Here is a 22,383-nt window from a genome sequence, read left to right as displayed (position 1 = left end):
TGGTGCACATGCGTCATATGGGGAACAGCGGAAAGTTTGCCGTCATCACCGGCATCGTGGCTGCGGGGCTCCTGGTCCTCACGGGCATGACACTGGCCGAACCCGTGTTCGTGGCGTTCCTTGGCGTGCTGGGGCTGGCCTGCATCGCGTGCATCATGGAAATCCTTCGCCGGCGGCGGTACGTGATGCTGGCGCTCGCCGGCCTGTCCACCAGCCTCACCATTGCGGGATCGCTCGCCTTCCTGAGCACCTGGGAGCTGGCGTTCACCGATGAGTCGTCGCTGTTCGGTACCCCGCTGCCCACCGACGACCCCGATAACTACTTCTTCCTGGCCGCACTCTCGCTGCTGACGGCGCTGGCCGCGCTCTTCGTCGGCGCCGTCTGGCCGGCCCCTCAACGTCTTATCGCGCGGGCTGCTCCTGGGCGGGCTGCTCCTGGGCGGGCCTCCTCCCGGAGCGGAAACGGTGCACGGCCAGGGGCGCCTGTGCGGCGCCAGTCCGGGGCGGCAGGTTCGCAGCCCCGCACCTCCTCAGCGGGACGCACGCAGGTGCGGCAGCCGACGTCGTCCGCCCGGCAGGTGCCCCAAAGCCAAAGTGCCGCCCGGCAGAGCGCGGCAGGTCAAAGTGCCAACCGCCAAGGTTCGGCGGGGCAGCCTCCGCGACGTCCGGCCCCGAAGAAGTAAACCCGCTCAGTGCGCCCGCGGCACCTTGAATTTCGTGATCCGCGCGTCCTGTCCGTCCAGCTCCGCCCACGATTTCTCGGTTTCGAGAACGGCGAGGGCGCTGGTGGGGTACCTCGTGGCGGCGTCCATGTAGGCGTCGTGATCGGAGTCGCGTGAGGCCAGGTGCATTGCAAGGTCCTGCACCCCTGGCAGGTGCGCGATCAGCATCAGCGTTGTGACCGTGTCCGGGACATGGTTCACCACGGTGAGCATCCGGAGCGCGGAGGCAGCGTAAAGGCCGTCCTCAAGCTTGGGTGTGGGTGCCTTGTCCCCCAGTTCGGAGCACACCCAGGTGCAGGTCTGCCGGGTGCGAAGGGCGCTGGAGCACAGGATGAAGTCGGGCACGATGTTGTGCTTCAGCAGCCACCGCCCGGCCAGCGGCGCCTCACGGTGGCCCCGTTCCTCCAGGGGACGCTCATGGTCAGCCACCCCGCCCGGCCAGTCCGCCTTTGCGTGGCGCATGATCACAAGGCGTCGAAGATGGTGCTCACTCATGGCCCAAGCCTATAGCCAGCCAAACCGGCCAGTGGCAGCCCGACAACGTCACGCCGAGCACGCTTTTACGAGCTCCGAGTAAAGATCCCGCGAAAAATCAGGCCTCAGCAGGACCAAGTGCCAAAAGCAAGCTCCGAGTGACACGCGACCAGACTTCAACCAGCCGCGGAGGCTAATGGTTGGAGAGCCGGGGCTGAACGACAGAAGGCGGCACATCCCGATAGCGCCGTTGTTGCGTGAGGTACGAGCGCAGGCGCAGAGGGATCGTGCCGCCTTCTGGCGGTGCTGAAGTAGGAGCTAGATCGAGTATTCCGGAGCGGCCCAGACAACAACTTCGGGGTGCTCGTAGAACCGGTAGCCTTGGCCCCGGACGGTGCGCACGGTGTTGGCTAGACGGCCCAGCTTGGAGCGGAGGCGGCGGATGTGGACGTCGATGGTGCGCTCGTTGGGCACTTCTTCGGCGTTGCGCCACAGGCCTTCGAGCAGTTCGTCACGGCCCACCGTGCGGGTCCCGTTTTCCACGAGGTAGTTCAGGAGTTCGAACTCCTTGAAGGTCAGGTTCAGGGATTCGCCGTCCAGGTGTACTTCGCGGCGGGCGAGGTCGATCAGGACGCCCGATGGACGCGGCTCCTGGGGCTGCTGCGGGCGGGGGGTTTCGGTGCGCTGCCGGGTGTTGACGGTGGGGTCCCCGAAGGTGGAACGGACGACGTCGAGCGCTGAGCCGGGCGTGCCGGCGGGAGCCACGGCAACAGCGGCGTAGCTCTCGGCTCCGGACACCAGGGACTGGGCGTAGGCGCGGATCTCCTGGGCGAGCTTGGCGATGGAGGTACCGGCGGCAGCCGCAGTTTCCTCATCAATGCCCATGTAGAGGACGAAGCCGCGGGCCACGTTGTCGTTGGCCACCGGGCGGACGGTGCTGGGCCCCGCCACGACGGGCGTGGGAGCAGTCACCGGCGCGGATTCGGCCGGGGTGACGGCACGGAGCTGGCCGTAAGAGTTGGGGTTGTAGCCCTGGGGTGCGTATCCAGAGGCGGGGAAGCTGCTTCCGGGAGCTGTTGGCGCAAGGGACGGGCGCGGTGCGAAGCCGGGGCGGAGGCCGGAGGGCTGGCCAGCCTTGGCGGCGTTACGGACAGAGATGTGGACGTAGCCGGATGCAACTGTCATGTTTGCTTACCTCAATGTGAATGGCCGTCATCGCGGCTCGAATGCTGGGTTCCCCGCAATGAAAAACTGGGGAGGGACGCCCTACGCTGGGCTGGGGGGCGAATGCCTGGAGATCTTCGAGGGGTGGGAAGGTCAGGCGTACATTCGACAACAGCCCATGTCGGCAGCAGCGGATGTGCTGGGCCAATAGTCTGCGGCTGCAGGTGCTGTTGAGTTCTTGTTCACAATGGAAGTGTGCAGCGTAACAATGCGAACTTGCAAGTAACAATGGATCAATTAGTCCGCATTCTGAGACAAAATCAGCTTTTGTGGTGTAGATCACGATTCTTGAGTGCTGCCAGAATGCCATTCATTATCCCGCTTCCTGTCCTCAGAAGGCCCATCCAGGGAACTTAATTCGGCTGCACCTCCGCTTAGGCTCTTTTTCTTCAAATACGCGGGCAATACCAAAATCGCCCCTGCGCGAGGGCATCGCTGTCCAGCGACATGCCGTCGCTACGGAGAAAATTCCGCCCGTCTTCCATCTCATGACCGGCATGTCCGGCAAGTCCGGCAAGTCCGGCAAGTCCGGCAAGAAGGATCATTCGGCCCCTCCAGGCCGCATCCAAAAGCCCCCGCAGGCCGCTTTTGACACCCAGCTCGCTAGGCTGGGATTCACAGCCAGGACACAGGAATCCCAAAGCCCGGGCTAAACGAGTGATCGGAGAGTTGTTCCATGGCCACACAGCACTCCATGACAAACAACCTCCCCCAACTCGCCCACCCGGACGGTTCCCCCATCCGGGCCCTGGTGGTGGACGACGAGCCGAGCCTCTCAGAACTCATGAGCATGGGACTGCGTATGGCGGGCTGGTCCGTTGCCGTTGCAGCCGACGGGCCCGAGGCAGTGAAACTGGCCAAGGACTTCCGCCCGGACGTCCTGGTTCTCGACGTCATGCTGCCTGGGTTCGACGGCGTTGAGCTGCTGGCAAGGATCCGCGCCTTCGCGCCCGAGGTCCCGGCATTGTTCCTGACCGCCAAGGACGCTGTGCAGGACCGGATCGTGGGCCTGGCAGCCGGCGGCGACGATTACGTCACCAAGCCGTTCAGTATGGAGGAAGTCCTCCTGCGGCTGCACCGCCTGGTCCAGCGTTCCGGGGTGGCCGCCATGGATACGGCTGAACTGGTGGTGGGCGACCTGGTCCTGAACGTGGACACCCGGGAGGTGACCCGGGCGGGCGAGGAACTCCAGCTCACGGCCACCCAATTCGAATTGCTCCGTTATTTGATGGAAAACCCCAAGCGGGTGATCAGCAAGGCGCAGATCCTGGACCGCGTCTGGGACTACGACTTCGGCGGCCAGGCCAACATCGTGGAGCTGTATATCTCCTACCTGCGCAAGAAGGTGGATGCCGTGCACCCGCCCATGATCCACACGGTGCGCGGCGCCGGATACGTCATCAAGCCTGCTGAGTAGGCGCACCATGGCCTCGCAACAGGTTGCGCCCCATCCCCGGAGCTGGCTCAAGCCCGGCACCTGGCACCTGCGCACCCGCCTGATCCTCCTTGCCATGGCCCTGCTGATCGCCATCTGCGGCGCGGTGGGCGTGGTCAGCTATGCCTCAATGGACGCATTCCTCACCCGCCAACTCGACGGACAGCTCAGCCAGGCCGCGGAACGGTCGAACGATCCCGGCCGCCCGCCCATGGGCGGTTTCAACGGAAGGGACCCGCTGGACGCCCGCGGCCAGAGCGTAGGAACCCTGAACGCGCGTATCCTCAATGGGCAGGTTAACAGCGCCGGGTTCCTGGCGCCGGACACCACCCGTTCGGCGTTGTCTGCCGAGGACAAGCAGGCCCTGCTGGCCCTGGCCACGGATGCGCAGCCAGTGGACCGTACCCTCTCCAACGGCGATTACCGGTTGATAGCCGTTAAGACGAATTTCGGGGATGTGCTGGTGACCGGACTCCCCCTTGCTGCCAAGGAGAGCACACTCACCTCCCTGGTGTGGACCTTTGTGTTCGTCTCCCTGGGCGGCCTGCTGCTCATCGGACTGGTGGGGACCGTGCTGATCCGCCGCACCATGAAGCCCCTCGAGCAGCTGTCAGAGGTAGCCACCCGCGTTTCACAGCTGCCGCTGGACGCCGGCGAGGTGGCACTGGCGGTGCGGGTGCCGCCGTCGAACTCCAACCCGGGAACGGAAGTGGGCAGCGTGGGCCACGCGCTCAACCTCATGCTGGACAACGTGGCCTACGCGCTGCAGGCGCGGCAGAGGAGCGAAACCAAGGTGCGGCAGTTCGTGGCCGACGCCTCGCACGAACTGCGCACTCCACTGACGGCGATCCGCGGCTATACGGAACTGATGCGGATGACGGAGGACTTCACTCCCGATGGCCAAAAATCGCTGGCCCGCGTGCAGAGCCAGTCGGAGCGGATGACCGCCCTGGTGGAAGACCTGCTGCTGCTGGCACGGCTCGATGAGGGGCAGCCGCTCAAGCTCAGCGCGGCGGACCTGACGCAACTGGTCATTGAGTGCGTCAGCGACGAAAAGGTGATGGCGCCGGGCCATATCTGGCGGCTGGAGCTTCCTGACGAGCCCGTCGTGGTCAACGGTGACGCCTCCCAGCTGCGCCAGGTCCTGATGAACCTGCTGTCCAACGCACGCAAGCACACTCCCCCGGGGACCACGGTGGTCACAGGCGTAGGCAAGTCTCCTGAAGGGGCAGCGGCAGTAACGGTAACGGACGACGGCGGCGGGATCCCTGCAGAATTCGTGGACAACGTCTTTTCACGCTTCGCCCGCGCAGACGCGGCTCGAAAGGTCGCAGGAGACCAGTCGGGTGCGTCAGCAACGGAGGGTACGAGCGGTCTTGGGCTGTCCATCGTGGAGTCCATTATCGAGGCGCATGGAGGAAAGGTAACGGTGACGTCACAGCCGGGACGCACACAGTTCGCCCTGCAGCTGCCTATCCGGGGGCCTTTGCAGCAAGGCGACGCGCCGTCATCGTGATCTCTGTTACCAAAATGTGACTTGTGCTTTGAATTCCTGTACCGTCGTTTAGGTACGGTTCCCGTTCGGGCCGTATATCCGGATGACGCCAAGCTCTGCCACTTCCCGGATTTCTCTTGAACCAAGGCAGAGGCGGGGGACCCACCGTCCCGGGCACTGATTGCCCTTGGGGTTAAGCCAGCACGTGATCTTTCCGTCTGGCCGGATGCCCTCATCCGAACCCGACAGCTAACTCCGCAGGTGTGAGAGGCGATTCATCATGTTCAAATTCCTGGCACAGCCACGCCCGAAAAACGAGTCTGCACCGCAGTCCGCACCGGAAACCGGGAAATTCCCTTCTGTCGGTAAGCGCGCGGCCGTACTTGCCGCATCCGCTGCACTCCTCGTAGGAGTCGGGGCGGCCGGACAGGCTACCGAGTCCAGCATCCGGGTTGCCGCCACCGAAACCCAAGCCGCTGAGGCGCACTCCAACCTGAGCATTGAGAAGAGCGAAATCCGGGCCAACCCGGCGCCCGCTCCCGCCGCCGAGGAGATCGCGGTGGCCCCGCAGGCGGCAGAGCCGGCACCGGCTCCCGCTCCCGAGCCGGCACCGGCGGCCGCTCCCGAACCGGCACCGGCTCCCGAGCCCGCCCCCGCGCCTGCTGCCGCTCCTGAGCCGGCACCCGTCGTCGCGGTTAATGACCCCGCCGGTGCCCAGGCTTACGCCGCCGGCCAGCTTGGCAGCTACGGCTGGGCTCCGGACCAGATGCAGTGCCTGCAGACCCTCTGGACCAAGGAGTCCGACTGGACCACCACGGCCACCAACGCAAGCAGTGGCGCGTACGGCATCGTCCAGTCCCTGCCCGCTGAAAAGATGGCAAGCGCCGGTCCGGACTACCTCACCAACTACCGCACGCAGATCAACTGGGGCCTGAACTACATCCAGGAGCGCTACCAGTCCCCTTGTGGCGCGCTGAACTTCCACCTGTCCAACAACTGGTACTAGGCGCGTAGTGGCGGACCTTAAAGCCGGAAGGAAATGACCGTCCGGCCGTCGTCCTTGCCGGTTTCGACGGCGACCGCGCTGTAGTCCTGGATGTGAAGTACGCCGGCGGGCAGCGGGCCGGTGTTGGATCCCACCGCCACAGTCCGGATGCCGGCGGCCACTCCTGCGGCGATTCCCGCCGGAGCGTCTTCGAAGACCACGACGTCAACGGGATCCACGCCAAGGTTAGCCGCGGCCTTCAGGTATCCCTCTGGATCCGGCTTGCCACGGGTCACCAGTTCAGCGGTCACCGCTATGGCTGGCATGGGCAGCCCGGCGGCGTTCATGCGGATTTCGGCCAGGATGCGGTCGGCCGACGTGACCAGGGCAACGGCCTCCGCCGGCAGGTCTGCCAGCAGCCGGGCGGCGCCGGGCAGGGGCACGATGCCGTCCGTTCGGACGCGTTCCATCGCCCCGAGTTCCGCCGTAAGTGCCGTCACGTCGGCACCGGCGGGAGCAAACCGGGTGACTGTATCGCGCGCCTGGACGCCGTGCGATGTCCGGAGAATCTCACCGAGGTCCAGTCCGTAGCGCGCCGCAAACTCACCCCACACCTGCTCCACCACCGCAGTGGAATCGACCAGGGTGCCGTCCATGTCAAAGAGGACGGCACTGCAGGTCAGGGTCCGGATTGCTGCAGGGGCCGAAACATTCATGGTCCCCATTCTGCCCCAGGATCCCGGGCGGCCTGATCTTAGGCCGCGGATCCCGGACGCCACCCCTGAGCCGTACTGGCCCGGCGCGGGTCAGCTTTCGCGGCCCGGGATGTATTGGACCGCCCACCTGTTGCCGTCGGGATCAGCAAAATAGACGAAGTGGCCCCAGGCCTGCACGTCCACGTCGCTGACGTCCACCCCGTTGTTTTTCAGGTACTGGTGGGCCGCGTGGATGTCATTGACAACCAGCTGGAGATTCGAGCCGGTGCCGGGAGGCGCGTCGATCAGCCCTTCCCCGATGCAGATCGAACAGGCTGAGCCGCGGGGCGTCAGCTGGACAAAGCGGATGGAGTCCGAGGGCCGCTCATCGAAGTCCGCATTGAATCCCACCTTGTTGACGTAGAAATCCTTGGCGCGGTCCACGTCCGATACAGGGACAAACACAAGTTCCAGTTTCCAGTCCATCCACACAGGCTAGCGGCGGGACGGGGAATGGAAAAGGGTTGAGCGCTACCCCGCGATGCCGTAAAGCCTGTCGCCCGCGTCCCCGAGACCGGGAACGATGTACGACTTCGCGTTGAGCTTTTCATCGATGGAGGCCAGGACGATGGTGACGTTCGCGCCGGAGAGTTCTTCCTCCAGCTTGGCCAGTCCTTCCGGGGCGGCCAGGAGGCAGATGCAGGTCACGTCGGAGGCGCCGCGCCTGAAGAGGAACTTGATGGCTTCGCGCAGGGTCCCGCCGGTGGCCAGCATGGGGTCCAGGACGAAGATTTGCCGGTCCGTGAGGTCTTCCGGGAGGCGTTCGGCATAGGTGATGATGTCCAGGGTTTCCTCGTCGCGGGCCATGCCGAGGAAACCGACTTCCGCGGTGGGGACGAGTTTGGTCATGCCCTCGAGCATCCCCAGGCCGGCGCGCAGGATGGGGACCACCAGCGGTGTGGGCTTGGTGAACGCGGTACCCACGGTGGTGCTGACCGGAGTTTCGATGGTAACGGGTTCGGTGCGGACTTCGCGGGTGGCCTCATAAGCGAGCAGGGTGACCAGCTCTTCCGTCAGCTGCCGGAAGACCGGGGACGGGGTGTTCTTGTCCCGGAGGACGGTGAGCTTATGGGCGACCAGGGGGTGGTCCACAACGAGAGTGCGCATGGGTCAAAACTACCACCCGGTTGTTGCGCGAATTCCTGCCGTCAGCCGCCTGCGCCGGACCGGGAGGAGCCGCCGTCGCTCCTTCCTGATGTGCCGCCGTCGAACCCGGCCGAGGTGTCCGTGCCCTGCTGAGTCTCGCCGGTGTGGTCCTCGCGGATGACTGGATGCTCGAACGTGGGGGCTGGCCCGGCGTGCTCCCGCTTCCGGATGAGATGGAACAGCCGGTGGGCCAGGATCACCATGCACACCCAGGCGAGCCCGAGGAGCCACCCTGCCATCACATCCGTGAGCCAGTGGTGCCCCAGGAAGACGCGGCTTAGTCCCATGGCGATGATAAAGATGACACCCGCCGTGATAGCTGTGATCCTGGCCCACAGCATCTGGAACTGCAGGCACATGATGTAGAGCAGGACGCCAATCACCACGGTGGTATTCAGGGTGTGCCCGCTCGGAAAGGACGGCGTTGACTCGTAAGGCGGCACTGCCTCTGAGTGGTCGGGACGGGTCCTGCCTACCAGCCGCTTGCCGAGGGTCGTGGCGAGGGTGGAAACCATTGCTGCACCGCCCACCAGGACGATGGGACGCCAGGTCCGGCTCAGAAATGTCAGCCACGCGGTGAGAATGCTGGCGACGATGGGCATGCCGATTCCGCCGCCCACGTTGGTGAAACTGGTGGCGAAGGCGTCCAACTCCGGAGTCCGCAGGGTCTGCGAGTATTCCAGGGCAGGAATATCAAGGCTTGCCAGCCCTTCGTCATCCACCACATTCGCGTAGACCTCGGCGCCGAGCAGGGCCAGGGTGAGCACCAAAGCCCCACCGATGATCATGGTCAGCCACATTGCGGCATACGGCTTGATCCATGTCTCCACGCGGTCTCTAACGGTGCTCATTATGCCTCCCGGCGGATGGACGTCACGGGCTCTCGGTATTCTTCGAAACTATCATTGAGCCATGGTCTCCGCAGAAAAGAATCACGACGCGTGGATGGGCCTTGCCCTGGCGGAGGCACGCCGTGCCCTCGTGACGGAGGATGTGCCGATCGGTGCGGTGGTGATAGGGCCCGACGGCGGTGTGCTGGGTTCGGGGCGGAACCAGCGGGAGGAGCTGGGAGACCCCACCGCCCATGCCGAGGTGGTCGCCATCCGGCAGGCGGCCACACGGCTGAAGGAGCTGCGGATGGCCGACGGCGGCGGCGGAGACGGCTGGCGGCTGGAAGACTGCACTTTGGTGGTAACGCTGGAACCATGCGCCATGTGTGCAGGTGCGATAGTCCTGGCGCGGATTCCCCGCGTGGTTTTTGGGGCGTGGGACGAGAAGGCCGGCGCCGCCGGTTCGGTGTTCGACGTCCTCCGCGAGCGCCGGCTCAATCACTGGGTTGAGGTTTACGCGGGGGTGCGCGAAGCGGAATGCGGCGGGCTGCTGCGGGACTTTTTTGTGGGGCACCGCTCGCGGACCTAGTGGGTTTATGCGGGGCTATTTTGAGCTTGCGGTATTGGACACTGCATCCAGCACAAGCGCGGCCGCCTGGTCCCACCCTGGCAGCCTGTTGCTTGTCTCCAGGGCTGCCGCCCGCCAGGAGTCCCGCGTACTGCCGTCCTGCAGCCAGTCCCGCAGCACCCCAGCCAGCAGGGCAGGGTTTTCCGGAGCATCAATTCCCGGAAAATGCACTGCTGTTCCGGGCAGCCGTCCTCCTTCGCCTTTATCCGGTGCCGCAAAACTCAGGGCCTCCACAGCGCCGGTCCCCGCACGCACCGCTACGGGGATTCCGTGTGCCAGCGATTCCGTGACCACCATGCCAAAGGCCTCGGCCCTGGAAACCAGGACGTTGAGGTCTGCGCGGTTCCATTCGTCTTCGAGAGCCTTGCCCTTTAGTTCACCGGTTATCCGCAGCCGTCCCCCCAGCCCGTTTGCGGCCACAACTGCACGCACCCGCCCTGCATAGTCCGGGTCCGCCTCGTCCGAACCCACCAGGGATGCCGTCCAGGCGAGTTCCTGGATGCGGGCCAGGGCTTCGACCACCAGCACCTGGTCCTTGTTAGGCAGCAGCGCGGCCACGGTAATGATGTGTGGCGTAACCGAGCCTTGCGCCAGCCGCGCGCTGTCAGTCCCCGGCAGGGCGACGCGCAGCCCCCGCAGCCCATGCCGTGTTGACAGGATGTCGGCCGCCCAACTGCTGGTGCAGATCACTCCCGATGCCGCGCGAAGGGCCCGCGCCTCGCGTTCCAAGGATTCGGCACCCGACTCTTCGGGCACTGGCATGTGCACCAGGACCCATGTTTCCCGCCCTGCCTTTGCCGCGTATTCCAGCTCGTCGGGGACGCCGACGGCGACGAGCCCGTCCACGATGGCCACTGCGGCCCCTGGTCCCGCTTCCGGTTCCCAAGCGCCGATAAGGCTGCCCAGCCGCCGTCGTTCTTTTGCACTGGACTCCGGCCAGGAACCTTCGACGGGGAGCACCTCTACTTCGGCACCCAAAGCCCGCAGACCCGCCGCCAACCGGGCGTTGTAGACGTTGCCGCCGGAGTTATGGCGGATGTTGGCGGGCACGAGCAGCCGAAGGGGGCGCATGGGATCAGGCGGCGGGAAGGTCCAACGAGTATGTTGCCCAGGCGTCGGGGTTCTCCCGCAGGGTGACGTCGATCCCGGCGAGCTGGACGCCGTCGTGGTCATCCTTCAGCTTTTCCGCCACGCAGTGGGCAATGTACTCCGCCAGGACCTCGGTGGTGCTCAGCTTGCCTTCGAAATCCGGGTGCTCGTCCAGGTTGCGGTAGTTCAGGCCGGCCAACACCTCCTCGATGATGGTTCCCGCCGCGCCGATGTCCAAAACGATTGCGTTGTCATTGAGCGTCCGACGGCGGAAAGCCACCTCCGCGACGAACGTGGCCCCGTGCAGGGCCTGGGCAGGGCCGAAAGCCTCCCGGGGAAGGCTGTGGGCGATCATGAAATGGCGGCGGACAGTCAGGCTGAACATTTGGCTACCTCTGGTCTTCGGGGGCTGCTTGGCGGACTGGGCTTTTGGTGTTGGCTTCCTGGGAGTTTTCGTCCTGGGGGTACTCGATGACGTGGCACAGTGCGTCCAGGGTCCCGTCTGCCAGCTCCTGGACCACGTCCGGCAGTTCGGCGAACGGCGACGATCCCGTCAGGAACGCATCGAACACCGGATCTGCCAGGAGCGATACGGCCAGGTCCAGGCGGTCCGCGTTGGTCCTGCGATGCCGCCGCGCCCGCGCCACTACCCCTACCTGGCTGGCCCTGATGGACAGGCGGCGGGCGTGGAAGTCCTCTCCCAGCGGCAGCGTGACCTCCTTGTTGGCGTACCAGGACATCTCGATGACGTCGCCCTCATCGCCGACGAGCTGCAGGCTGCGCTCCAGCCCTTCCTGGGAAGCCGAACAGTGAAACACGATGTCGCAATCGGCGAGGGCGCCGTCCGGGTGGGTGAACTCCACACCCAGGGTGTCTGCCAGCTGTTTCCGTCCCGGATCCAGGTCCACGAGCTGGAGTCGCTGCAGCGGAAAGGTCCTCAGCAGCGTGGCAACCATCCCGCCCACGAGGCCTGCACCAACGACGGCGACGCGATCACCGAGACGCGGACCGGCCTCCCACAGGGCGTTGACCGCTGTTTCCACTGTTCCGGTCAGAACCGCACGCGGGGACGGCACATTGTCCGGAATCTTGGTGAGGGCATCCAACGCCACCACGTACCGGTCCTGATGCGGGTTCAGGCAGAATACGCGCTGGCCTATCCACTCCGCCGGCCCCTCTTCCACAACGCCCACAGAAAGATAGCCGAACTTCACTGGACCGGGGAAGTGGCCCTCCTGACGGGGGGCCCGCATCTCTTCTGCCACGCGGGGCGGGACCGAACCGTGGTGGACCACCATCTCGGTGCCCTTGCTGATACCCGAGTACAGGGTGCGGACCAGGACCTCACCATTGCCCCGCGGGGGCAGCTGCTCAAGCCGGAGCTCACCGTGCTCCCGGGCTGTAGTCCAGTAAGCCGTTGCATGAATTGGCGTGCGTGAATTAGTCATCTTGCTGATGAATCTAGCGGCCAGCGTGCGCTGGGGAAAGTTGGGCAGCCGTCATCCCGCGTTGCGACTGCTTGGCCGCCCGGCACGCTTGATCCGCACCGAGAGGCCCGGCCCGTACGGCACGCTTGATGCCGACAGGCGCCCGGCCCGCACGGCACGCTCAATCCCCGGCGCACTCAATCCCCGGGCACGCTCGACCCCGGCCACATTCGATTTCCACGGCAATCTATTCAGGATGCTTCACGTGATGAAGATGCTTCAGGTGATGCCTGTGGCTGCCTCGCGAGCCATCTCCCGCGAGAGGTCTGCCGGGAGCGGGTCTTGGGGCGGGCGGTATCCGGGCAGGAACCAGTCGGCAAAGGTGTCTTCGGGAACCTCATTTTGCGGAAATTCTTCGTGGAAAGGCGACTCGTCCGGCGGACTCCAGGCAGCAGAAGGGTCATCGGCAGATGGCCACAGTTCCAAAAGATCATCAAAGGCGCGGATGCTTTCCGGCACAGCTTGTTCTGGCCAGTGGGGTGGTTCCCAGTCCTGGTGTTCGCTTTTGTAGTGCCGGCCGTTGGGTGAGGCCCAGCCCGGTGGTGCGGTTTTGGTGGCCGGGGTGGGTTTCCAGCCGCCGGTGTGCCGCATCCTGTGGTGCTTCGGGCAGGGCTGTCCCAGGTTCGATACCCCGGTGGTGCCGCCTTTGTGCCAGGCGAGGATGTGGTCGGCTTCGTTGTCCAAAGAAGGGTTGTTGCAGCCGGGGAACGGGCATTTGCCGTCCCGCAACCTGAGCCAGTTCCTCATCGCCTTGCCCACCCGGTAGCTGGCGCGTCCGATTTCCAGCGGCGCCCCGTCGCGCGGGTCCACCAGGACCCGGTAGAACGAGCCGGCGCCTTCAGAGACGAGCTTGCGTGCCATGGAGGGCGGGATGGGTCCGTACCCGTCCAGCACCGCCGGTTCATCGGTCAGGCCCATCAGCGAGAACACGGGCACGGTGACCAGCACCTGCGCACGAATCCCCGACGACGACGATCCGTCGGCTGCTGTTCCCTCCCCGCCGCCGGAACTGTGTGCCTCGCCGCTTTCGGAACTGTTGCCCTCGCCGTTTTCGGAACTGTTGCCCTCGCGGTTGCCGATACTGTTTTCGCCGCCAGTATCGCCGCCGGGGGTACCGGTACCGGTACCCCGGGGACTGTTTCCAGCCCTGATCCCGGCCCCGGTGTTGAGGAGTCCGTCGGAGAAGATGTCAGCGCACAACTCCGGCATGGTGCGGGGCTCGTTCGGGCCCTGCATCCCCCGTGCGATAGCTGTGAGCCTGTTGCGGATCGCCGAAGCCTGGTCCGCGGGCAGCATCGCGGCGACCCAGGCCATCCCGTCGTTGTCCGGCCAGAACTCCACCCGCCGGTCCGCCACACTCTTGGCATGGCGTTTTTCCAGGCTTTCAGGGTGGTGGCGTTCCCGCCACCCCCGGGCCCTGGCCTTGAACCGGTACGCCGGCATCTCCCCGATCGGGCACCCACGGGCCGCGCCCGGCGCGTCCGGGTCCAGGAAGTGCGCCTCCAGCGCGCCCGCCGCGGCGCGGTCAAGGCAGGACGTCTGGTCCACCATGGTCCGGGCATGGGCCCAGGACATCGTCCCGGACTGCAACGCCGCCAACGACCGCGGCAAAGACGTGGTCAAAGCATGGGATTCAGCCAGCAACGCCCCGGCCGCCCGGTCACCAATCGCCAGCGCACACCCGACCTCGGCCACCAGACCCCGGTCCTGCGCCGTCGCTTCCTGCGGCGACGAAGCCGGACCGTTCAGCGCCTTCGTGGCCCCGGCCAGGACCGCCACCGCCAGCGCCTTCACCGCCGCGATTTTCGCCTCCGACCTCGCCACCCCGGCCAGAACATCCAACGCCGCATCAACCAAGCGCTGCAACGGATCATCGTCGGGCCCGCCAGGGACAGCGCCCTCGGAAGCGGCAGAACTTTCGCCGCCCAGTGCAGCCGTAAACGCAGCGACCGAAGCATCAACCGCTCGCTCCGCCTGCACCACCGCCGGGTTCAATTCCATGCCTCCATCATCGTGTGGAGGTCTGACAAAACCGGGCGCCTCCGAACAGGCAGCAATCGAGGCACAAGAGGCTTCCTCCGCCTGCACCACCACCGGATCGGTTTCCATACCTCCATCATTGTGCGGGGGTCTGACAAAACCGGGCCCCTGAGCCAGTCCCCCGTAAAATTCTTCAAAATTTTTTGGAGTGGCGGCCCGGGAGTCCACGGACTAAAGCCAATCCGGTCTGCTCAGGATCGCGCCGGCCCGCTTACCGGCATCGGTCCCGATAAGAAACGGGAAGAGGGCGCTGGAGAAGATGCCACAAGTTTCTCCCGTCAGCCCGTTTTGGGGTTGGGCGCCTCGCTCCGGTACCCTATTGAGGTTGGTGACGTGTCCGAGCGGCCGAAGGTGCAACACTCGAAATGTTGTTTGGTGTAAAAGCCAACGTGGGTTCAAATCCCACCGTCACCGCCAAATGAGAAGGCCCCGGTTCCCTTGTAGCAAAGGGAACCGGGGCCTTCTGCTGTGCCAGGAAAGGGCGGTGCAGTAAGGCAGCAGCACGCTGCAAGGAATGCAGATGCTTCTGCTCAGGACGCGATGATGATTTGTGACTCGGATGGAAGCTCAATGCCCGTTGGAGTCTCAAATGCGATGGGCATTCCGTGCGCCCGCGACCATTGAATGCTGTCGGTGACTTGGACATGCACATGCGGTTGCGTGCTGTTCCCTGAGTTCCCACACTGACCGATGAGCTGGCCGGTTTCGACAACTTCACCGACGTCGACGCAGACCGAACCCATGCGCAAGTGGGCGATCAATACGAACGGCCCGTCATCGCCCAGGGCTATTACGACATGGTTGCCGGCTATCGCGCCGGCACCGCGCTGAATGCGCTGTGCCTGCCCCGCCATGTATGAAAAGAGCGTGAGTTGCGATCTTCGAGCCTCGTGATCGGGTTCACCGTCGTGAGCGATGACCACGGTGCCGGCGCTGGGCGCCACTACAGCCGCACCGAATCCGATGAACCTTTCCGGTGGTTCCTTCGCTACAACTGCCCGCCAGTTCCAGGCAGCTGATCGCCCATGAAGATCCACGGGGATGAAGTCGATGGCGAAGGTCGTTCCCATCAAATCCGTGCCATGACTTGGCACCCGCCGTGCTGGGCTATTTCGCGCACGGAACCTACCCGTCAGCGGGTATTTCAACACGGTGGCACCGCGGTTATTTGGAACCGGGATCATGCGTTTCATTCTCATGCCCGCACTTCACCAAAACTAGACCCTTGACGACGTCGACGGCGGCGCGTGACGCCTCGATGGCGGGGGCTGGCGGTCTAAGGTCCGTCTCGAGGTTCTCCAGCCGGACGCTCGCTAACCCGCTCGACTCAGCGGGGTGGTACCTGCCCGTGCCTCGAATGCCGCTGGTGCCGGGGCTGGTGGCCGTGGTGGCTCTAACTGCCCGCCGGTCACCAGCGACTCCGGCATAGGGGAAGATCCAACCTGCCGGCTTGGACAACGAACCGAAAAACCACCACCGAATTGGGGTTTCCTCACAAATTTTCCGGGATCATGGCTGGATACCATGAGCTGACCGGACAGAGCCGTCCGGCCCGATCGACCCGGAAGGAACCCATGACCGCGGTGACGGTGGACGACATCCTCTCGGATCTCCCCCTGGGGTTCGCAAGCCTCATCCTCCGGCCGGCGAACGGCTCCACGATCGAACGTTTCCTGATCGCGGATGCAGAGGATGAGACCTCCGACGGCGACGGCGCCTTTGTCCTCTTGATCGGCGTCCGCGGGAGGTCGGCTTTGCCCGCGTTGCGACGGCTCCTGCAGCACCCGCCGCCGGTGGTCGCCGTCAAGGGAAGCCGTGAAGAGCTCTCCGAAGCCGAAGAGCTGCTGCGCGGTGCCGGGACCGGCTTGCTCGTCGTGAACCCGGCTGCGGACTGGGACCGCCTGTTGTCCATCGCCAAGGATAGAATCCAACCTCCCAGCTACCAGAGTGAAGTCCTGACGCTGCTGGAAGAAGACCTCTTTGCCATCGCGCAGACCACGGCCCGGCTCACGTCGAGCCATGTGGTGATCGAGGACGCCGCCAACAAGGTCCTGGCATACTCCACGGTCTCCAATGACATTGATGAGCTTCGGAAAGCCTCCATCCTGGCCCGCCGGGGTCCCCGGAAATACGAGCTGCTGCTGAAGGACCTGGGCGCCTACCGCGAACTCCACGGAACGCGACTCCCGGTGCGCGTACCGGCAAGGCCCCAGGACGGGTTGCGGGAACGGGTAGCCATCACCCTCTTCGCCGGGGACCGGATCATGGGCTACATCTGGCTGCAGGAAACCGGCGACGGCTTCGGCCCCGACGTCGACCATGTGCTGACAGGTTCGGCCGCCCGGACCTCCGCCGAGCTGATCCGTTACCGCAACCAACAATCAGTGCACATGCGCGAAGACCGTATTGCGCGGATCCTCTCAGGCCCGGCGGAGGCAGCAGCCAGCGCGCACAGCGAGAAGATCCCCGCAGAACGCCCGGCCGCGCTGATCCTGATCGGAATATCGGATGCGGAAGCCCAGGCCGATGACGCCGCCCTGAAGCACGGCGAGCTTGCCAACCTGGCGTCCATCCACGCGGCCGCTTACAAGGCCTCGGCAATTGTGGGGCAGTTCAAGGGCGACACCGCCGTGATTGTCCCGGGCCTGCAGTCCGCAGCAGCGGAATCAGGACTCAGGGGCCTGGCCGAGTCCATTGTGCGGGATGCGCGCAAGCACCTGGGCATCAACCCGTTTGCCGCCGTCGGCCCCGTAGTCCCGGACCTGTTGTCCATCCACTCCATCACCCGTATCACTGAGGCGCTCTTGAACTGTGCTGGCACGTCCACGCAAACCCCTGTGGCCATGGTGGACGACTTCGAAGGGGAGATCCTTTTCCGCGAGGCGGTGCAGAACTTCGCGTCCTCGACTTTCCGCCACCGCAGTCTTTCGGCCCTCCTGCGGGAGGACGCTGAGCTGGCGGAAACGCTGCGGATGTACTTCGAATCTTCCCTTGATGTTGCCGAATGCGCCCAGCGGATGAAGCTGCACAAGAACACGGTCTACTACCGGATCAGCAAGGCGTCCAGGGTGACCGGCCTGGACTTTGGCAACCCCCGGGACTCGCTGGTGGCCTTGCTCCACATACATGAACGGGCGGGAAAATCCACACAACAATCGGGCAGGAAATGACCACAGCACTTGAGGCGCCGCCGCTCGGCCCCCTCCTCGACGACCTCGTCAGCAGCCACCGGCCGCAGCGGGAATCCGGGTCCGTCCCGGCGAACATCCCATTCCTGGCAAACGTCCCCTTCGACAAGTTCGGGATTGCCGTGGCCACCACTTCCGGGCAGGTCTTCAGGTCCGGCGACGCTGATGTGCCATTCTCCATCCAGAGCATCTCCAAGGTCTTTACGCTGGCCATGGCGCTCCAACGCGACGCCACCGGAACACTGTGGTCACGTGTCCTGCGTGAACCATCCGGGACCGCGTTCAACTCGCTGGTCCAGCTGGAGGTGGAACACGGAATCCCGCGGAACCCCTTCATCAACGCCGGCGCCCTGGTGGTCACGGACCACCTCATGGAAGAAACGTCCGACGCCGCCACGCAGCTTCTGCGGTTCCTCACCGCAGAGGCGGGCAGCACCGGTCCATTCATCGATGAAGCGGCAGCGGCCAGTGAGCTTTCGGGCAGCAGCCGGAATCTGGCGCTGGCCCACTTCCTGAAGGATTTCGGCAACCTGAAGCAGACGGCGGAATCAGTGGTGGAGAACTACGTCCGGCAATGCGCCATCATGATGAGCTGCGTTGAGCTCGCCCAAGCCGGACTCTTCCTGGCCCGGGAAGGCCAGGGAAGGCTGGGGCCGGTCCTGTCCCCCAGCGCCGCCAAACGCGTCGGCTCCATCATGCTGACGTGCGGCATGTACGACGCCGCCGGAGAGTTCGCGTACCGGGTGGGCCTTCCCGGCAAGAGCGGTGTGGGCGGCGGCATCCTGGTCATCGTTCCGGGTGAGTGCGCCATTTGCGTGTGGAGTCCGCGGCTGGACGCCAAGGGTAATTCCCTCGCCGGAACTGCCGCCCTCGCCGACCTTTCCGACCGCACCGGCTGGTCCGTCTTCTAACGCTGCCGCCGTCCGAAAATCCCCAAACGTTGCCCCCACCCCAGTCAGATCTCCCCGCTGGTGGTTGAGCCTGTCGAAGCCTGGTTTCGACAAGCTCAACCACCGACCACAAAAGGACATCCCCATGACAAATCTCCCAACCCCCGACCACCTTATTGACGGTGGGCATGCGCATGCCTCCGAGACTGCCCTGCATGCCGAGGACAAGGGCTACCACAAGAACCTCAAGCCCCGGCAGATCCAGATGATCGCGATCGGCGGTGCGATCGGCACCGGCCTGTTCCTGGGCGCCGGCGGCCGGCTGAACGCCGCCGGCCCGTCCCTGGTCATCGCCTACGCCGTGTGCGGGTTCTTCGCGTTCCTGATCCTGCGCGCCCTGGGCGAACTGGTCCTCCACCGCCCCTCCTCAGGCTCGTTCGTCTCCTACGCCCGCGAGTTCTTCGGCGAAAAAGCCGCGTTCGTCTCCGGCTGGTTCTACTGGATCAACTGGGCCACCACCACCATCGTGGACATCACCGCCGCCGCCCTCTACATGAACTTCTTCGGCAACTACATCCCCTGGATGGCCGACATCCCGCAATGGGCCTGGGCCCTGACCGCCCTCGTCGTCGTCCTGGCCCTGAACCTGGTCTCCGTCAAAGTCTTCGGCGAAATGGAATTCTGGTTCGCCCTGATCAAAGTCGCCGCCCTGGTCATCTTCCTCATCGTCGGCACCTACTTCGTCATCTTCGGCACCCCCGTGGACGGCCAGCAGGTCGGCTTCAGCCTCCTGACCGACAACGGCGGGATCTTCCCCAACGGCCTGCTGCCCATGATCATCCTCATGCAGGGCGTCCTGTTCGCCTACGCCTCCATCGAACTGGTCGGCACCGCCGCCGGCGAAACCGAAAACCCCGAAAAAATCATGCCCAAAGCCATCAACTCCGTAGTCTTCCGCATCGCGGTGTTCTACGTCGGCTCCGTCATCCTCCTGGCCCTGCTGCTGCCCTACACCTCCTACGTCAAAGGCGTCAGCCCCTTCGTGACCTTCTTCGGCTCCATCGGCATCCAGGGCGTGGACGTCATCATGAACCTCGTCGTCCTCACCGCCGCCCTGTCCTCCCTCAACGCCGGGCTCTACTCCACCGGCCGGATCCTGCGCTCCATGTCCGTCAACGGCTCCGCCCCCCGCTTCGCCTCCCGCATGAACAAAGCAGGCGTCCCCTACGGCGGCATCGCCATCACCGCCGCCGTCTCCCTCCTCGGGGTCCCGCTGAACTACCTCGTCCCGGCCGACGCCTTCGAAATCGTCCTCAACGTCGCCTCCGTCGGCATCATCATGACCTGGGCCACCATCGTCCTCTGCCAGATCCAACTCAAACGCTGGGCCGACAAAGGCTGGCTCACCCGCCCCTCCTTCCGCATGTTCGGCGCCCCCTACACCGGCTACCTCTCCCTCCTCTTCCTCATCGGCGTCCTGATCATGGTCTTCATCGACTCACCCCTGACCATGCTCGTCACCGCCATCGCCTCCATCCTCATGGTCATCGGCTGGTACGCCTGCCGCAAACGCATCCACGAAATCGCCGAAACCCGCCAAGGCCACACCGGCCTCTCCCCCGTCATCGCCAACCGGACACCGATCCGATAAGCCAAAAACATCCACCAACACACCCAGCGCCCCCGCACGCCCGAAGAACCAAACACCGAACAACAAAGAAAGACCATGACAACGGACCCCGCAGCAACCCTGACCCCATCACACACCCGGCCCGCCGCCGTCGAGCCTTCCCGGCAGCACAACCCGCAGGCGAAAACCGCAGAGAAGCCAGCACCAACAACCAGGTCCGCGGGCCACGTCATCGTTGATTCGCTGGTGGCCCATGGCGTGGAACGCACTTATGTGGTGCCCGGCGAGAGCTTCCTGGACGTGCTGGACGGCCTGCACGCCTCGGATATTGAAACCATCGTCTGCAGGCATGAGGGCGGCGCCGCCTACATGGCTGAAGCTGACGGCAAGATGAACCAGCGCCCCGGAGTGGCGATGGTGACCCGTGGTCCCGGTGCCGCCAACGCCCACGTGGGCCTGCACACCGCATGGCAGGACTCCACTCCCATGCTGCTGTTCGTGGGCCTGATCCCCTTCGCCCACCGGGACCGCGAAGCCTTCCAGGAGTTCGACATCAAGGCCTGGTTCGACACCGGCGCCAAGCGCGTGATGGTCCTGGACCACGCGGAACGCGCGTCGGAAATCGTGGCGGAGGCAATGTTCGCCGCCATGAGTGGACGGCCCGGCCCGGTGGTGGTGGGCCTGCCGGAGGACATCATCCGCGAGCAGATCGACCCGGCGCTGCATCCGGCCATTCCGGTGGCAGCCGGCGGCATGAGCAGCACGGACGCGGCCGCCCTCCACGCTGCCCTGGCAGAATCCCGCAAGCCACTGTTCGTCACCGGCGGCAATGACTGGACCCAGGCGGCGGCGGACCAGCTCACCGGCTGGCTGGAACGCCACCAGATCCCGGCAGCAGCCGAATGGCGCACGCAGGGGACGGTGTCCTTCGATTCACCTTCCTACGTGGGCCCCATTGGCTACGGCCGGCCGCGCCCCACCTATGACCTGCTCGAAGAAACCGACCTGCTCGTTTTTGTGGGAACAGTGCCGGGGGACGTCATTACAGACGGTTTCGTTTGCCGGCAGGACTGGAACAAAAAGAACTTCCTGGTCACCGTGGACCCCTCGCTTCGCGGGCGCTCGGGTCCGGTGTCGCGGCAGATCCTCTCCAAGCCTGAGGCCTTTGTGCAGGATCTGGCCGGCGTCGAGCTGCCGGTAAAGGAAGAGTGGAAGGCGTGGACGGCGCGGATGCGGGGTGAGCAGGAGGCATTCGCCGCGCTGCCGCCGGCCACACCCTCAGCCGGACAGGCCAGGATGGACACGCTGATGGCGAACCTCGTGCCGAGGCTGCCCGAGGATGCCATGGTGACCTTCGGCGCCGGTGAACACACCAACTGGGCCCACCGCTACTTCCCCACCCGCCGTTACGCTTCCATGATCAGTGCCCGCAACGGCTCCATGGGATATTCGGTGCCTTCGGCCATCGCGGCTTCCCTGGCAGACCCGGCGCGCCGGGTGGTCACCATCGCCGGGGACGGGGAGTTCCTGATGAACGGCCAGGAACTCGCCACCGCGGCCCAGTACGGCGCCACGCCCCTGGTGATCGTGATGGACAACCAGGAATACGGCACCATCCGCACCCACCAGGAGCGGCACTATCCGTCGCGCATCTCCGGCACACAGCTGAAGAATCCCGATTTCGGCCTGATGGCCAGGGCATTCGGCGGTTTCGGGATCACTGTTACTGAGGACACAGACATTCCGGCGGCACTGGATGCCGCGTTCGCTGCCATCGACCAGAACGGCGTTTTCGCCCTGGTCCACCTCATCGTCGAACAGCGCGTGAAGGCCTACTAAACAGCATCCGGAAAAGCAACGGTGGTTGAGCTTGTCGAACCCAGGTTTCGACAAGCTCAACCATCCGAGAAGTCTGGATGCACTCCGTTGGACCTGGACAACACCGCCACCTTCACCGACATCCCCACACCGTCCTGGAACGGCTCGCGGCCGACCTCATCGGCACCTGGAACACCCGCGGCACCGATGCCGGACTCCTTGTCAGGACGGACGGCACCGGGACCGGGCCGGGCCCGACGTTGGCAAAGGTCTGGCGGCGAAAGACTGGCCAAGCCAAAGTAAGCATGCTTATGATGTTTGGGAGGCCGGATCGAACGGCCGCCAACCAGAGGAGGAAACACCATGGGACTAGGCGACAAGATCGAGAACGCAGCTGAAAAGGCCGGCGGCAAGGGCAAGGAAGCTGCTGGCAACGCCACGGGCGATGAGAGCCTGCGCACCGAAGGCCAGGCCGACCAGGCCAAGGGTGATATGAAGCAGGCCGGCGAAAAAGTCAAGGACGCCTTCAAAAAGGACTGACCTGATA

Annotated in this window: 22 protein-coding genes, 1 tRNA gene and 1 riboswitch; of the genes, 11 read left to right on the top strand and 12 right to left on the bottom strand. The window is 64.9% G+C overall.

Going from position 1 to position 22,383, the window contains the following annotated elements; translation table 11 throughout:
• Positions 1–8: 8 nt before the first annotated feature.
• On the top strand, positions 9–683 hold the full coding sequence (locus FBY31_RS17315) for a hypothetical protein (RefSeq protein ID WP_235013105.1): 675 nt from the start codon (positions 9–11) through the stop codon (positions 681–683).
• Between the two features lie 6 nt (positions 684–689).
• Here the strand turns inward: FBY31_RS17315 and FBY31_RS17310 are convergent, their stop codons facing one another.
• From FBY31_RS17310 to FBY31_RS22845, 3 genes are all read right to left on the bottom strand, one after another.
• Positions 690–1,217, bottom strand: coding sequence for a SixA phosphatase family protein (locus FBY31_RS17310; protein WP_142043580.1), 528 nt, complete (start codon positions 1,215–1,217; stop codon positions 690–692).
• A gap of 297 nt (positions 1,218–1,514) precedes the next feature.
• The gene (locus tag FBY31_RS17305) at positions 1,515–2,381 is read right to left on the bottom strand and encodes a winged helix-turn-helix domain-containing protein (RefSeq protein WP_142043578.1); all 867 of its coding nucleotides are present in this window, start codon (positions 2,379–2,381) and stop codon (positions 1,515–1,517) included.
• Between the two features lie 428 nt (positions 2,382–2,809).
• Complete coding sequence (locus FBY31_RS22845; protein WP_160142476.1) at positions 2,810–2,965, bottom strand: hypothetical protein; 156 nt, start codon at positions 2,963–2,965, stop codon at positions 2,810–2,812.
• Between the two features lie 131 nt (positions 2,966–3,096).
• Here FBY31_RS22845 and FBY31_RS17300 point away from each other — a divergent pair, with 131 nt between their 5' ends.
• The 3 genes from FBY31_RS17300 (at position 3,097) to FBY31_RS17290 (ending at position 6,356) form a co-directional block, all read left to right on the top strand.
• The gene (locus FBY31_RS17300) at positions 3,097–3,837 is read left to right on the top strand and encodes a response regulator transcription factor (RefSeq protein ID WP_142043576.1); all 741 of its coding nucleotides are present in this window, start codon (positions 3,097–3,099) and stop codon (positions 3,835–3,837) included.
• Between the two features lie 7 nt (positions 3,838–3,844).
• On the top strand, positions 3,845–5,371 hold the full coding sequence (locus FBY31_RS17295; protein ID WP_200833389.1) for a HAMP domain-containing sensor histidine kinase: 1,527 nt from the start codon (positions 3,845–3,847) through the stop codon (positions 5,369–5,371).
• 109 nt (positions 5,372–5,480) lie between these two features.
• A riboswitch (cyclic di-AMP (ydaO/yuaA leader) is annotated at positions 5,481–5,625 on the top strand.
• Between the two features lie 5 nt (positions 5,626–5,630).
• A complete protein-coding gene (locus FBY31_RS17290) occupies positions 5,631–6,356 on the top strand; it encodes a hypothetical protein (protein WP_142043572.1) in 726 nt (241 codons plus the stop codon).
• A 17-nt stretch (positions 6,357–6,373) separates the two neighbouring features.
• Here FBY31_RS17290 and FBY31_RS17285 read toward each other — a convergent pair whose 3' ends face one another.
• The 4 genes from FBY31_RS17285 to FBY31_RS17270 all read right to left on the bottom strand — a co-directional run bounded on the left by FBY31_RS17285 (position 6,374) and on the right by FBY31_RS17270 (position 9,087).
• Positions 6,374–7,051, bottom strand: a complete 678-nt coding sequence (locus FBY31_RS17285; protein ID WP_235013104.1) for an HAD-IA family hydrolase — start codon at positions 7,049–7,051, stop codon at positions 6,374–6,376.
• 90 nt (positions 7,052–7,141) lie between these two features.
• Positions 7,142–7,516 (bottom strand): glyoxalase superfamily protein, encoded by a 375-nt coding sequence (locus tag FBY31_RS17280; protein ID WP_142043568.1) that lies wholly within the window; start codon positions 7,514–7,516, stop codon positions 7,142–7,144.
• 45 nt (positions 7,517–7,561) lie between these two features.
• Entirely contained in the window at positions 7,562–8,197 is a 636-nt protein-coding gene (upp, locus tag FBY31_RS17275; protein WP_142043566.1) for a uracil phosphoribosyltransferase, read from the bottom strand.
• Positions 8,198–8,238: 41 nt separating this feature from the next.
• A complete protein-coding gene (locus FBY31_RS17270; RefSeq protein ID WP_142043564.1) occupies positions 8,239–9,087 on the bottom strand; it encodes a phosphatase PAP2 family protein in 849 nt (282 codons plus the stop codon).
• A 61-nt stretch (positions 9,088–9,148) separates the two neighbouring features.
• Between FBY31_RS17270 and FBY31_RS17265 the strand changes: the two genes are divergently transcribed.
• Positions 9,149–9,655, top strand: a complete 507-nt coding sequence (locus FBY31_RS17265) for a nucleoside deaminase (protein ID WP_142043562.1) — start codon at positions 9,149–9,151, stop codon at positions 9,653–9,655.
• 15 nt (positions 9,656–9,670) lie between these two features.
• On the opposite strand, the gene FBY31_RS17260 is transcribed toward FBY31_RS17265, so the two are convergent.
• The 4 genes from FBY31_RS17260 to FBY31_RS17245 form a co-directional block, all read right to left on the bottom strand.
• Entirely contained in the window at positions 9,671–10,765 is a 1,095-nt protein-coding gene (locus tag FBY31_RS17260; RefSeq protein WP_142043560.1) for a glycosyltransferase family 4 protein, read from the bottom strand.
• Between the two features lie 4 nt (positions 10,766–10,769).
• Complete coding sequence (locus tag FBY31_RS17255; protein WP_142043557.1) at positions 10,770–11,168, bottom strand: 6-pyruvoyl trahydropterin synthase family protein; 399 nt, start codon at positions 11,166–11,168, stop codon at positions 10,770–10,772.
• A gap of 4 nt (positions 11,169–11,172) precedes the next feature.
• The gene (locus FBY31_RS17250) at positions 11,173–12,231 is read right to left on the bottom strand and encodes a zinc-dependent alcohol dehydrogenase (RefSeq protein ID WP_142043555.1); all 1,059 of its coding nucleotides are present in this window, start codon (positions 12,229–12,231) and stop codon (positions 11,173–11,175) included.
• Positions 12,232–12,489: 258 nt separating this feature from the next.
• Positions 12,490–14,271, bottom strand: coding sequence for an HNH endonuclease signature motif containing protein (locus FBY31_RS17245; RefSeq protein WP_142043553.1), 1,782 nt, complete (start codon positions 14,269–14,271; stop codon positions 12,490–12,492).
• Positions 14,272–14,637: 366 nt separating this feature from the next.
• Between FBY31_RS17245 and FBY31_RS17240 the strand changes: the two genes are divergently transcribed.
• Positions 14,638–14,727: transfer RNA gene (locus FBY31_RS17240), tRNA-Ser, on the top strand.
• A gap of 113 nt (positions 14,728–14,840) precedes the next feature.
• Here FBY31_RS17240 and FBY31_RS17235 read toward each other — a convergent pair.
• On the bottom strand, positions 14,841–15,503 hold the full coding sequence (locus FBY31_RS17235; protein ID WP_235013103.1) for a M23 family metallopeptidase: 663 nt from the start codon (positions 15,501–15,503) through the stop codon (positions 14,841–14,843).
• A 381-nt stretch (positions 15,504–15,884) separates the two neighbouring features.
• Between FBY31_RS17235 and FBY31_RS17230 the strand changes: the two genes are divergently transcribed.
• The 5 genes from FBY31_RS17230 to FBY31_RS17205 all read left to right on the top strand — a co-directional run bounded on the left by FBY31_RS17230 (position 15,885) and on the right by FBY31_RS17205 (position 22,376).
• Positions 15,885–17,480: a PucR family transcriptional regulator gene (locus tag FBY31_RS17230; protein WP_142043551.1), complete on the top strand. Its 1,596-nt coding sequence runs from the start codon at positions 15,885–15,887 to the stop codon at positions 17,478–17,480.
• A complete protein-coding gene (locus FBY31_RS17225) occupies positions 17,477–18,409 on the top strand; it encodes a glutaminase (protein ID WP_142043549.1) in 933 nt (310 codons plus the stop codon). The genes FBY31_RS17230 and FBY31_RS17225 overlap by 4 nt, the downstream gene beginning before the upstream one ends.
• 124 nt (positions 18,410–18,533) lie before the next feature.
• Positions 18,534–20,039: an amino acid permease gene (locus FBY31_RS17220; RefSeq protein ID WP_142043547.1), complete on the top strand. Its 1,506-nt coding sequence runs from the start codon at positions 18,534–18,536 to the stop codon at positions 20,037–20,039.
• Positions 20,040–20,114: 75 nt separating this feature from the next.
• Positions 20,115–21,857, top strand: coding sequence for a thiamine pyrophosphate-dependent enzyme (locus tag FBY31_RS17215; protein WP_142043545.1), 1,743 nt, complete (start codon positions 20,115–20,117; stop codon positions 21,855–21,857).
• Positions 21,858–22,199: 342 nt separating this feature from the next.
• A complete protein-coding gene (locus FBY31_RS17205) occupies positions 22,200–22,376 on the top strand; it encodes a CsbD family protein (protein WP_142043543.1) in 177 nt (58 codons plus the stop codon).
• The last annotated feature ends 7 nt before the right edge of the window (positions 22,377–22,383 follow it).

Origin of the sequence: Arthrobacter sp. SLBN-100 (genome assembly GCF_006715305.1) — a bacterium.
Lineage (GTDB): Bacteria > Actinomycetota > Actinomycetes > Actinomycetales > Micrococcaceae > Arthrobacter.
This window is presented reverse-complemented; position numbering and strand designations above follow the sequence as displayed.